The 12345-nt window shown below is 55.7% G+C and carries 10 protein-coding genes; 5 read left to right on the forward strand and 5 right to left on the reverse strand.

What is annotated here, in order from left to right; genetic code table 11:
• Positions 1-175 precede the first annotated feature (175 nt).
• Positions 176-790, forward strand: a complete 615-nt coding sequence (locus tag AMM48_RS11060; RefSeq protein ID WP_198413527.1) for a LysE family translocator — start codon at positions 176-178, stop codon at positions 788-790.
• A 132-nt stretch (positions 791-922) separates the two neighbouring features.
• Here AMM48_RS11060 and AMM48_RS11065 read toward each other — a convergent pair whose 3' ends face one another.
• Entirely contained in the window at positions 923-1774 is an 852-nt protein-coding gene (locus AMM48_RS11065) for an AraC family transcriptional regulator (protein WP_102784081.1), read from the reverse strand.
• Positions 1775-1875: 101 nt separating this feature from the next.
• On the opposite strand from AMM48_RS11065, the gene AMM48_RS11070 reads away from it, so the two are divergent.
• Positions 1876-4662 (forward strand): ATP-dependent DNA helicase, encoded by a 2787-nt coding sequence (locus AMM48_RS11070; protein WP_102784082.1) that lies wholly within the window; start codon positions 1876-1878, stop codon positions 4660-4662.
• 45 nt (positions 4663-4707) lie between these two features.
• Here AMM48_RS11070 and AMM48_RS11075 read toward each other — a convergent pair whose 3' ends face one another.
• Positions 4708-5619 carry a LysR family transcriptional regulator gene (locus AMM48_RS11075; protein WP_102784083.1) on the reverse strand — a complete coding sequence of 304 codons (912 nt, stop codon included), beginning with the start codon at positions 5617-5619 and terminating at the stop codon, positions 4708-4710.
• A 99-nt stretch (positions 5620-5718) separates the two neighbouring features.
• Here AMM48_RS11075 and AMM48_RS11080 point away from each other — a divergent pair, with 99 nt between their 5' ends.
• Entirely contained in the window at positions 5719-6357 is a 639-nt protein-coding gene (locus AMM48_RS11080; protein ID WP_102784084.1) for a DsbA family protein, read from the forward strand.
• Positions 6358-6413: 56 nt separating this feature from the next.
• Positions 6414-7322, forward strand: coding sequence for an MBL fold metallo-hydrolase (locus AMM48_RS11085; protein WP_102784085.1), 909 nt, complete (start codon positions 6414-6416; stop codon positions 7320-7322).
• Positions 7323-7433: 111 nt separating this feature from the next.
• Here the strand turns inward: AMM48_RS11085 and AMM48_RS11090 are convergent, their stop codons facing one another.
• From AMM48_RS11090 to AMM48_RS11100, 3 genes are all read right to left on the reverse strand, one after another.
• Positions 7434-8003 (reverse strand): DUF308 domain-containing protein, encoded by a 570-nt coding sequence (locus AMM48_RS11090; protein WP_102784086.1) that lies wholly within the window; start codon positions 8001-8003, stop codon positions 7434-7436.
• A gap of 126 nt (positions 8004-8129) precedes the next feature.
• Complete coding sequence (locus AMM48_RS11095) at positions 8130-9971, reverse strand: heavy metal translocating P-type ATPase (protein ID WP_244271198.1); 1842 nt, start codon at positions 9969-9971, stop codon at positions 8130-8132.
• Between the two features lie 347 nt (positions 9972-10318).
• On the reverse strand, positions 10319-11218 hold the full coding sequence (locus tag AMM48_RS11100) for a LysR substrate-binding domain-containing protein (protein ID WP_102784088.1): 900 nt from the start codon (positions 11216-11218) through the stop codon (positions 10319-10321).
• 100 nt (positions 11219-11318) lie between these two features.
• Between AMM48_RS11100 and AMM48_RS11105 the strand changes: the two genes are divergently transcribed.
• Positions 11319-12209, forward strand: a complete 891-nt coding sequence (locus tag AMM48_RS11105; protein WP_101302229.1) for a DMT family transporter — start codon at positions 11319-11321, stop codon at positions 12207-12209.
• Positions 12210-12345 lie beyond the last annotated feature (136 nt).

The raw sequence follows: 12345 nt of genomic DNA on the forward strand, positions 1-12345 counted from the left end.
GACGGCCAAAAACTAGCGCAACCGAACCCATCGTTCCGTTGCGCTTTTTTTTTGACCTGGGATCTGAATGTCCGAATGAAAACAGCAAAAGAGCAATTTCGTTCAATAAACCCGGCACCCGATGCGCCATTCTGACGGCAAAGAATACCACCACGCCGATCAGAGGAAACGCCCCATGTTTGCCGCCACCAGTACAATCCCCATAAGCCTGTATCTGTCGATGGCGGCCTTCGCCCTTGCCGCCTCCATCACCCCCGGCCCGGTCAATATCATTGTTCTAAGCTCCGGGGTGCAGTTTGGTTTCCGTGCGTCACTGCGTCTTGTGTTTGGTGCCACGGCGGGGTTTTGCCTGTTGCTGCTTCTGATCGGGCTGGGCCTGCATGAATTGCTGACCACCTTTCCGCAAATGACCACGATCATTCAATGGGCCGGGGTGGCGTTTTTGCTGTTCATGGCGTGGAAGCTGTTTGTCAGCAGCGGCGAACTTGGTAAACGCGACGCCGGGTCCGGCCCCTCGGCCATCACCGGGGCGCTGATGCAATGGGTCAATCCCAAGGCATGGTTGGCCTCGATTGCCGGGATGGGCGCTTATGCGGCGTCCGGTGCGCCGACCCTGATCTGGGAATTTACTGCGATTTACTTTGTGGTGTGCTTCGCGTCAGTCGCCTGCTGGGCCTATGCCGGGGCGTTTCTAGGCCGTTTTCTGGGCAATCCATCGCGCATTCGCCTATTTAACCGGGTGATGGCCGGATTGCTGGCGGCCAGTGCAGTGTATTTGATTTTGGGGTAAGCCGTACGGCTGGCAGCACGGGTTATGCCTGAAAAAGATTCCCGCCTTCGCGGGAATGACGGGAACTTGAAACGTACCTCAAATTTGTCATGCCCGCGAAGGCGGGCATCCATGTACTTTATGTCGGGAAAATCAGGCGGCCATTTCCTGCGCCCGCGCATATTGGCGCGGGGTCGCCGCCATCAGGCGTTTAAACATCCGTTGAAAATGGGCCTGATCGGCAAAGCCGGTTTCAAGGGCGACATCGGCGATCTTTTGCCCACGCCGTAACGCATGGCGGGCCCGTTGAACGCGGCAATTGATCAAATAGGCATAGGGCGTCATGCCAAATGTCTTTTTGAACACCCGCACCAAATAAGACCGTGAATAGCCAACCGCCCCACAAATATCATCCAGACTGACATTTTCATGGCATCGGCTGCGGATATAATCACAAACCTCGGCCATCTTGCGTCCGGTCTGCAGGCTGACCTGACGGTCCAGAACACCCGTACCGTCAAGCTGCACATGCAAATCACCAAAGAACGACACCAGTGCCGTTTCCTTGCCCAGCACATCTGTATCGGCGTCACTTAACGTATCGGCAAGCCCCAGCAACCCGGCATAAAGACGCGGATCATGGCTGAGCGTATCGGAAAACATCGCGAACTTTCCCGCCGCATCGGCATCAATTTCAATCTGCAGATCCAAAAGCCAGTCCGGGTCGACAAACAGCATGTCATAACACCAGTCCGCCCCCTTGACCGGGTTGCAACCATGCACATCTTCGGGGTTCAGGATCACCACCGATCCGGCCTGCGTTTCATGGATTTTGCCCCGGTTCCAATAGGTGCTGTAGCCACCCTTTACCGTGCCAATCGAAAAGGTATCGTGGCTGTGACGTTCATAACAGACCGCATGCCCGTCCGCGACACGGCGCAGCTCAACGAACGGCAAAGCGTTGTCACGCCAGAAGTGCTGATTGCGGGTATTGGGCGGTGCCATGCAGGGCTGCCTTCTTGTGATCAGGGTCAAGTTTTATAAATTCAAACATAGGTCAATTTCCCCGGTGGCGCCACCGTGCAGGGATGCTTATAGTGCCTCAAATGTTCGATGATCGTTCCGACGAAAACACACCCCGTTTCAATCCGCCCAACGCGCCGGTCATGGTCGTTGGATTGCGCCATGCTGTGTTTTTATCGCCCGATGGCGAGATTGAAGAACTCCCCCACGGCGCGGCGGCCAAACGGGCGCGGTCAACCCGCCCGATTTTGGTGCATACGCCTGCCTGCGCGCGGCGTTTGAAAACCGATCCGTTTCCGGCCCATGACCTGCTTGAACTGTTTGCCTTTGTCCGCCCGGCGCAATTTTGCGTGCCGACGCCGCGTGGCATTGCGCTGGCCACCGGGCAAAAACCCTGTGACGATCTGATCGGACAGGCCGAAGCCCTGGCCGAGGCGATGAAAAGACTTTTGCAGGAACTGGCCACCCTTCACCGCAACAAACGCGCCCCCGCCCTTGCCATCGCATGGCCGATGGCGCGCGGACATTGGCCGTGGGGTGTGTCGGTGCTGGCCGCCTTGGGGGCAGATGGCGACGGGCCGCATCGTTATGCGGTCTATGAAGGATTGAAAGTCTGGAAGAAACTTGGCGAATGGGCCGAACATGCCCCACCCCCGCCGCCGGCCAACAATCCGGTCGATCCAAAAGATGCCCGTAAACGCCTTAAGGAACTTCTGGGCGACGGGGCCGAAGAACGCCCGCAACAGGCCGATTATGCGTCATCGGTTTGTTCGGCCTTTGGCCCGCGCCTTCATGATGGCGCGCCCAATATTGTTCTGGCCGAGGCCGGAACGGGGACGGGCAAAACGTTGGGGTACGTTGCGCCGGCATCGCTCTGGGCACAGAAAAACGACGGTGCAGTGTGGATTTCGACCTATACCCGAAACTTGCAGCGCCAGATTGATCAGGAACTCGACCGCCTTTATACCGATCCCAAGGACAAACGGCTTAAGGCCGTGGTCCGCAAAGGCCGGGAAAACTATTTCTGCCTTTTGAATTTCGAAGAAGCCCAACGCCCGCTTAATCAGCAACCTCATCAGGCAACGCCACTTGGCCTGATTGCGCGCTGGGCGCTCCATACCCGTGATGGCGACATGGTCGGCGGGGATTTCCCGGCATGGCTGACCGAATTGATCGGTAACCGCTTTACCGGCGCGCTTGCCGATCAGCGCGGCGAATGTATTTATGCCGCCTGCCCGCATTATTCGCGCTGCTTTATCGAAAAAACCGTGCGCCGTGCGCGGTCCGCTGAAATCGTTGTCGCCAACCATGCGCTGGTGATGGTGCAGGCAGCCCTCGGCGGGCTGGATGATGCCTCAATGCCATCGCGCTATGTCTTTGACGAAGGCCATCATTTATTTGATGCCGCTGACAAGGCCTTTTCCGCCCATCTGACCGGACAGGAAGGTCAGGAATTGCGCCGCTGGTTGCTCGGCGCGGAGCAAAAAGGATCATCGCGTGCACGCGGTTTAAAACAACGGCTTGAAACCCTGATTGTTGATCGCGATGAGCTGCGCGATGCGGTCAATGCCGTAATTGTCGCCGCCCAATGCCTGCCTGAACAGGGCTGGCTATCGCGCATTCATGATGGATCGGAACATGCCAAAGGCCCGGCCGAGGCCTTTTTGGCCCATGTCCGCGCACAGGTTCTGGCCCGTGCTGCGGATGGGGATCGGGGTTATTCGATTGAAACCGATTGCAAACCGGCCATTGACGGAGTTCTCGCCAGTGCCGCCGATCTGGACCGTGCACTTGCCGCCATGGAAAAACCGGCAAAATTGCTGATTAAAACCATCGCACATATGTTGGACGAAAAGGCCGATGAACTTGAATCGGCCGAACGTCAGCGCCTTGACGCCGCGATCCGGTCGCTCGAACGGCGCGCCATCATGCAGGTTGCTGCATGGCGCGAAATGCTGGCGTCCTTGGTTGAAAATACTCCGGCGGCGTTTGTCGAATGGTTTGCCATTGAACGCCAGTTTGGCCGCGATTTTGATGTTGGCATGCACCGCCATTACCTTGACCCAACCTTGCCGCTGACATCCGCCCTTGCCCCCACCGCCCACGGCATGGTGGTGACATCCGCCACCCTTCGCGATGGCACGGGCGATGATGATTTCGACTGGCACGTCGCCGAGGACCGCACCGGCGCATCACACATGCCGCTGCCCGCCATCCGGGCGGCAATGAAAAGCCCGTATAACTACCGCGAACAAACCCGTGTTTTCATCGTCAATGATCTGGGGCGCGATAACCCCGACCATATTGCCGCGGCGTATCGCGAACTGTTTTTGGCATCGGGCGGCGGTGCACTTGGGCTGTTTACCGCCATTACGCGCCTGCGCGCCATTTACGAACGCCTGACCGGGCCGATGGATGATGCCGGATTGCAATTACTCGCCCAGCATATTGACGGCATGGATGTCTCCACCCTGATTGATATTTTCCGCGTCGAACGCGATGCCTGCTTGCTCGGTACCGATGCGGTGCGCGACGGCGTCGATGTGCCGGGTGACAGCCTGCGCCTGATTGTCTTTGACCGCGTGCCATGGCCGCGCCCCGACATCCTGCACCGTGCCCGCAAAGCCGCGTTCCATGGCGCACGCTACGACGACATGCTCACCCGCCTACGGATGAAGCAGGCGTTTGGCCGCCTTGTGCGGCGTGCCGAGGATCGCGGGGTGTTTGTTCTACTGGATAACCGGATGCCATCACGGCTTTTGGGGGCATTTCCGGAGGATGTTGAGGTACAGCGGGTTGGATTGCGCGAGGCGATTGAGCAGACGCGGGCGTTTCTGACCAAAACACCCTCAGATAAAAACCCGTCTTAATCGCCCGACATTTCGCTAAATCCAACACGCCACCCGGCCCAAAAATCACGGTTTCTTTTGCCGGATCTTTTTGACCAACATCTCGACAAAGGCTGTCACCTTTGGCGGTCGAAACCGCATCGCCGGATAGACAACGTAGATGCCCCCCGAAGGCAACCGCCAATCGGGTAGAACATGCACAAGCTCACCAGACGCAAGTTCTTTCTCGACCAGAAAATCGGGTAAAACAGATACCCCACCCCCTTCACGCGCGACACACAGTGCCGCAGGGGTGGTATTCACACTTAATTTTGCCTTTACCTGCACAGATCGCGTGCCATTTTTATCGTGCGAAAAGTCCCATGCCAGCGGGTTTTTCAGGGCGGTATTGGCGATGTAGGGCAGGCTTTCAATATCTTCTGGCTGTGCGACATTGGGCAGTTCTGCCATGTCTGGTGCTGCGACCAAAAACTGTTCAAACACGCCAACCCGCCGGGCAAGCAAACTCGAACTGTCAAGCCAGCCAACACGAATGGCCAGATCAATCTGATTGAGAACAGGGTCAATGCGACTATCGGTCAAAACAAGGTCAATCTGGCATGATGGGTACTTGGCACAAAATGCCGCCGTCAAGGGCGCAATGACCGAGTGCCCGTAATCGTTCGGGGCCGTAATCCGCAACATACCGCGCGGTTCGGTATTGTTTTGCGCCAACTCACCATAAGCATCATCGACTTCACGCAAAATGCGCTGGCACCTTTCATGAAGCGATACCCCCGCCTCGGTCGGTTCGACCCGTCTTGTTGTGCGGACCAACAAACTTGCCCCGATTTCTTCTTCAAGCCGGGCCACCTGTTGGCTGACAACGGTTTTGGACACACCTAGACGATCTGACGCACGGGTGAATGAACCCGTATCGACAACGGCAGAGAAATACACCAGCCGATTAAGATTGAACTGCTTTCCCGCCTTTGTCACCAGACACCTTTGTAAACTAAAACCATACAGTCTGTTTTATTAACCCATATTTTATCCCAATACAAAAGGGGATATTGTTCGCGAAACAGGAGTTTCACGATGCAGTTATCCTATCTTTATGATCCGCTATGTGGCTGGTGCTATGGTGCGCTGCCTGCAATGACCCGCCTTAGCAAACTTCCCGACGTCTCTGTCACACTTTTGCCGACCGGTCTTTTTGCCGGACATGGTGCGCGCGTAATGGATGAAAACTTTGCATCCTATGCGTGGAAAAACGATCAACGTATTGCCAAACTGACCGGGCAGGTTTTCAGCACCGCATATCAAAATAACGTTCTGAAAACGCCGGGCGGATCGTTTGATTCAGGTCCTGCCGGACTTGCACTCACTGCGGTCCAAATGACCGCACCAAAACACACACTTACCGTACTCAAAGCATTCCAGAACGCGCGGTATGTCGATGGGCTGGACAATACAAACAACGACATATTGATCAAAATTTTACGTGATTTTGATCTTGCCTCCGCAGCAGACCTGTTTGCGCATCCGACCAACGAACTACACGCGACCTATCAGGACACGACCCAAGAAGCGCAACGTCTAATGCAACGTTTCGGACTAAACGGTGTGCCTTCGCTGCTGATCGAAACCGCAAGCGGACCAAAGCAGGTTGCCAGCAATTTATTGTATGGCGATGTCGATCACCTGTCCCAGGAACTCAAGGCGCTTTGCGCCTAACGCCCTTCTCCTTCAAATGCGCCCTATCAACGCGCGACACCACAAGGACATCATCCATGCCAACCAGAAGAGAACTCCTCAAATCGACTTTAGCCGCCGCAACTTTTGCCGCCGTTGCACAGGTTCCGTTTGGGCGCGCAATCGCCGCAACCGGCAACGGCCTAAGCTGGCAACATTTTCCAGCCGGACCAAACGGCTTTTATCGCGCCCCGGTTCTGCTGACGGGTGCGACCGAAGCAGTGTTGATTGATGGCGGATTTTCCTATCCTGACGGGCTCGCCATTGTCGATGCCATCCGCAAAAGCGGCAAAAAACTAACCACCATCTATATCAGTCAGTCCGACCCCGATTACTACTTCAGCTTAAAGCCGATCCACGAAGCCTTCCCGGATGCCAAAGTTATTGCCGCATCCGAAACGGTTGTGGCCATCAAAGGCAATGTTGCGAAAAAGCTCTCCGTTTGGGGGCCGAAACTTGGCGAAAATGGGCCTCAAACCATGGATGACATTGTAATGCCTGAGGTGTTTGATGGTGACACCCTTACGGTTGACGGTGAAACAATCGAAATTGTGTCTGTCAAAGGCATGGAAAACCGCCGTTACCTTTGGGTGCCATCGCTTGAGGCTGTATTTGGCGGTGTTTTGATTTTCTCGGGCGTTCACGTATGGACAGCCGACACGCCAACCACAGAAATCCGTCAAAAATGGATTGAAATCCTTGATCAACTTGCACGCCGCAATCCGAAAATTGTTGTCGCGGGCCATATGACCGCCGATAGCACAACCGACACCACTGGTATTGCGCACACCAAGAACTACCTGATCGCTTTCGACGAAGAACTGACTAAGGCATCAAATGCAGAAGAGCTCAAAGCGGCCATGGAAACACGCTTCCCCAACCTTGGGATGGGCGTTGCACTCGATATCGGATCAAAAGTAGCAACCGGCGAGATGACATGGGGATAAGACTCTAAGTCAGAACCTAATGCAGCAAGGGAGACCATCACGGTCTCCCTTGTGTCATATCAGATATATGGTGTACGGCGCGAAACTGGAAATGCGTCATCCAACGTCACGTCAAACTTTGGAAACCTTACCCATCGCAAACGACACCATCAGGTAACTGAACCCCGATGACAGAAGGTTAATCCCCAAAAGCAACCCAATCGCCCAGGTGGCTGAGCTTGGCAGTTCGGCGAAAATCAGCACACCGACCAGCACGGCAACCCCGCCGGAAAACAGCATCCATTTCCAACCGGGAAACTGGCTGAGCCAAAACGCCATCAGCGCTTCGACAAGGCCCTGAAGGATAAACACAATCGCAAGCAACACCGTCAGCGTCACAATCCCGCCCAACGGGAAGAAGGCCAGCCACACACCGATCAATCCAAAAATAATGCCCTGCACCACATCCACCCCGCGCCGGGTGGGCGTATCGGCATTCCATGCGCCGTAAAAATGGCCCATCGCCCCAATCAGGAACAGCCAGCCAATCACGGTTTTAAAGGCAATCGTCGTGGCAAAGGGAAAGGCCACCGCAAGAACCCCAAGCACCAGCAGGATCACACCAACATTACGCAACCGCTTGCGTCCTTTTTCCAGCAAGCCCTTCATTTCCGGCGTGCCGTCATTTACCACCTGCGTCATGGCCCTGTCCTTTTGGTTGAATTTTACCAACATTTTCTGTGGGTATCAGACACCATAAACGCTGATACCACAATATGGTTCCACCATGACCATTACGTGGGAGTTACCGGCGGCATGATGGGGGCGTTACTGTCGCTCCCCGACCAGATCCGCATGAATGTTGCGCACAAGCGCCAATCGCAAGGCATTTACGATTGCAATCACATCAATGCCTTCCTGAAGCACCGCCCCCATCACCGGGCTAATGTAGCCCATGGCGGCAAACCCCATGGCGACGATTGATAACACCATGCCACCAACCACACTTTGCAGTAAAATGCGGCGCATGGCGGTGCTGATGTGGAAAAGCTCATCCACGGTTTGAAGCGAGCTTTCCGGGATGACCGCCCCGGCGGCCTCTGCGGTAACCGCGCTATGCTTGCCAAAGGCAATGCCGACCGTTGCCACCGCCAGTGCCGGGGCATCATTGATCCCATCCCCCATAAAAAGGGTCGGTGCGGCAGCGGTTTCGCGGCGCACGATTTCGACCTTTTGTTCGGGCGTTTGCGATGCAAGGCTTTCATCAATGCCCAGCAGTTTGGAAAGATGACTGACCTCGCTTTCGCGATCCCCTGATAGCAGCATGATCTTTTTAAAATGGTGCACCGGCCCCAGATGCCCGACGAAATCACGGCCTTCAACACGCGGACTATCGCGAAACTGCAATGTCGCGCCATAGGCCCCATCAATCATGATCGCACATTCAAGCCCGCTGGCACTGGGCGGCAGGATATCGGCCAGTGCCGGATCGCTTTTGATCAGTTTTTTTCGGTGGGTTACGGCAATATCACGACCATCGACCACCCCGCTCAAACCCTGCCCGGGTTTTTCCGACACCATTCCGACATCGCCAAGTGCCAGATTGCGCGCCTTGGCTGCGGCCAAAACCGCCACCGCCAAGGGATGCTTTGAATATCGTTCAAGGCTGGCGGCCAGTCGCAACACGTCATTTTCCGAATGGCCACTGGCGGGCAAAACCGCCACCAGTTCAGGACGGCCATAGGTCAATGTGCCGGTTTTATCAAAAATCGCTGTTGTGCAGGTTGGCAAACGTTCAAGCACCGTCGGATCACGGATGACAATCCCGCGCCGGGCCGCCATCGAAATCGCACTCATGATCGTGATCGGAATGGCAATCAGAAGCGGACAGGGTGTTGCCACCACCAACACGGCCAGAAACCGCACAGAATCACCGCTCAGATACCAGGCCAAAGCCGCCACCAGCAGTGCGAAGGGCGCAAACCATATCCCGATCTGATCGCCGATCCGGCGTATTTTCGGGCGTTTTTGTTCCGCCTCGGCCATGACCTGCATGATTTGGGCGTAGCGGGAATCCTGTGCCCGGCGTTCGGCGCGAATAATCAGGACCGCATCCCCATTAATCGCACCGGAAAGAACGGATGCACCCGGCGCCTTGGCCACGACATAGGGCTCACCGGTTAAATAGCTTTCATCCATGCTGCCATGACCATCGACCACAACCCCGTCAACCGGGGCCGTGTCATGCGGGAAAATCGCAATCAAATCATCAATCGCAATGTCATCAAGCCCGATATCAGTGATGTTTTCCCCGTCCTTGCGATGAGCCACCACCGGCATACGATCAGCCAGCGCATTAAGGGCGGAGGATGCCTTACGCATGGCAAATGCCTCAAGCACCTGCCCGCCGCTCAGCATCAGGATAATCAGCGATGCGGTCAGATATTCGCCAAGGGCAACGCCGGTGGCAAAGGCCAGGACAGCCAAAAAATCTGCCCCGAAATCACGTTGAAGCACCTTGCTGATAATTTCGACAACCAGTACCCCACCACCAAAAATCACAACAACAAACAACGGCACATCAATCAGATCAAACCCCATCACGGGCCGCAGCGAAAATGCCATCAGAACAAAATGCAGCACCATGCCAACAACAGTCAGAACCAGCACAGCAATATTCAGACCTGCCGCAGACCATCTCGATTGACACTCTGGGGTTTTAGCACCGGGCATATCGCATTCTCCGCTGATGACACCACAGAAAGCCTAGGGTCAAACACCTGTTTTCGCGAGATAAATCTAACCTGAACGGCATCAAATGCCGACATTTCTGGCACCATTGGCACCCCTGAAATCATCGCGCAAAGATCAAGACCTTATGCAGCATGCGGTTACATCACTTTTAAGAAGAATTTTAAAAAAGCACCCGGGTTGGCTTGGATGTCAGCCCTTCAAAGATTGATCAGACATCCGTATTTTACCGATGTCCCCAGCCCCTACGTCATACGCACCTCGACCTATGCACAAGAACCCGCCGCGCGGATAAGCCATTCGGCAACCTCACGCACGGCCGGGCGCTGTTCATAAGACGGTTGCACCAAATAGGTCGCAAGCGGGCTTTGAACCGGGGCAAACGGCAAGGCAACAAGATCATGTTTGGCAATGGCGGCACGCGCAAACGGCAACCGCGTCAGCGCCACGCCCAACCCGGCTTCTGCGGCCGCCAGAACAACACTGTAATCTTCAAATCGGCGGTCTGATGGTTTTTGCCGGAATTTAACCCCATGCGCGTCAAGCCAGTGCCGCCATCCGGTCGCGTCACTGTCATGCAAAAGCGGCAAGCCTGCGACACCCGCCGCATCAAGTTCGCCGGGATCGCGCCCATCGAGCATCGACGGTGCGATCAACGGGATCAACTGATCAGAAAACAACACGGTTGATCGCGTGCCCTGCCACTGCCCCTTGCCACACCGGATGGCAAGATCGGTTTGACCGCCGGTAAAATCCGCCAGCCGTTCGGAAATTTCAAGTTCCAGCCGCACATCAAGATCGCGTTCGATTTGCGGCACCAGTGCCAGCAACCAGATCCGGGCATAGGACGGCAGCAAACTGACCTTGATGACATCAGGCCCGCGCCGCTGGCGCCATGGCTGCGCGCCTTGTGACAAGAGATCAATCGCACATTGCGTATCACGCAAAAACCGCTGCCCATCCGGGGTCGGTCGCACCCCGCGCCCATAGCGTTCAAACAGATCGTAGCCTAGCCATTGTTCGACTTGCGACACATGCCGGCTGATCACGCTGTGCGTGACATTCATTTCATTTGCTGCTGCCGAAAAGGATCCGCTGCGTGCCGCAGCAAGAACTGCCGGCAACAGGGCGAGTGGAGGAAGTGTCAGGTCATTACTGTGCGCCATATGCACATCTGACCCCTTAGTCGTGCTCTATGTCAACAGCATTCATCGCGCTATCACGGTCTTAAACGACGACACAGCATAGCATTTGAAAGGATATGCGATGTTTTCCCGATCCACACTTGGCCTCACCGCCGCACTGGTTACGGTCCTGTCATGGGCCGCCTCCTTTCCCCTGATCGGGGTGGCACTTGGTCATTTTGATCCACTGCCACTCGCGGCTACGCGCTTTGCCATTGCCGCCTGCCCGGCCGTCATCTGGCTTTTGATCATACGCCCGCCGCTTCCGCGCGTGCGTGACTTGGCCCGCCTGGCACTTGGCGGTGCAATTGGCATCAGCATCTATAACTGGCTTCTCAATACCGGACAGCAAACTGTATCGCCGGGGGCCGCCAGCTTTATCATCAATACACTGCCGATCTGGACCGCCCTTCTGGCAACCCTGTTCTTGCGGGAACGGTTTGGGTATCGCGCATGGATTGCCACGGCCATCAGCTTTTCGGGCGTCTTTTTGATCGCACAGGGTCAGCCGGGCGAAATGCGCTTTGGCAATGGCAGTTCGCTGATCCTGTTGGCATCGATCCTCTCGGCAAGTTACTTTGTTCTCGTACGCGGTCTTATCGCGCGTTACGGGGCGGGCACCTGCACCTGCTGGACCCTGATCACTGGTGCCTTCTGGTTATCGCCGTGGTTGCCAGATGGACTGGCACAGCTTGGCACCGCTCCCATGCCGGTGATCTCTGCGATGGTATTTCTTGGTTTGGTTTCGGCCTCCCTTGGGTACGCGACATGGAGTTTCGCCATCGGGCATTTTGGTCCGGCACTTGCGGCCAACTTTCTCTATCTCGTGCCGCCACTTGCCATTGCGCTTGCATGGAGTCTGAGTGCGATTACCCCCGATATTCTGACCATCATCGGCGGTGGTGTTGCGATTGGCGGGGTGGTTATCTTCCGTTTCTGGACCGGCCAATCGCCCCGCAAGGCAACCGCGTGATGACAAAACGCCGGGCATTACCCGGCGTTTTCAAATCATTATAAAGAAATACTGATAACTGGTTCACACGACGAGGCTTTGACAGGGTGTCTTTCAGGGTTTATTGAAAGTTCGTATCTTTCCAATATGGATCGAA

The sequence above is a fragment of the Thalassospira sp. GB04J01 genome (assembly GCF_000751115.1).
Classification (GTDB): Bacteria; Pseudomonadota; Alphaproteobacteria; order Rhodospirillales; family Thalassospiraceae; genus Thalassospira; species Thalassospira lucentensis.

What these genes read in the sequence shown, in the direction of transcription:
- AMM48_RS11060 (WP_198413527.1), top strand. Translation starts at nt 176, where the DNA reads ATGTTTGCCGCCACCAGTACAATCCCCATAAGCCTGTATCTGTCGATG.
- AMM48_RS11065 (WP_102784081.1), bottom strand. Translation starts at nt 1,774, where the DNA reads ATGGCACCGCCCAATACCCGCAATCAGCACTTCTGGCGTGACAACGCT.
- AMM48_RS11070 (WP_102784082.1), top strand. Translation starts at nt 1,876, where the DNA reads ATGTTCGATGATCGTTCCGACGAAAACACACCCCGTTTCAATCCGCCC.
- AMM48_RS11080 (WP_102784084.1), top strand. Translation starts at nt 5,719, where the DNA reads ATGCAGTTATCCTATCTTTATGATCCGCTATGTGGCTGGTGCTATGGT.
- AMM48_RS11085 (WP_102784085.1), top strand. Translation starts at nt 6,414, where the DNA reads ATGCCAACCAGAAGAGAACTCCTCAAATCGACTTTAGCCGCCGCAACT.
- AMM48_RS11090 (WP_102784086.1), bottom strand. Translation starts at nt 8,003, where the DNA reads ATGACGCAGGTGGTAAATGACGGCACGCCGGAAATGAAGGGCTTGCTG.
- AMM48_RS11100 (WP_102784088.1), bottom strand. Translation starts at nt 11,218, where the DNA reads ATGGCGCACAGTAATGACCTGACACTTCCTCCACTCGCCCTGTTGCCG.
- AMM48_RS11105 (WP_101302229.1), top strand. Translation starts at nt 11,319, where the DNA reads ATGTTTTCCCGATCCACACTTGGCCTCACCGCCGCACTGGTTACGGTC.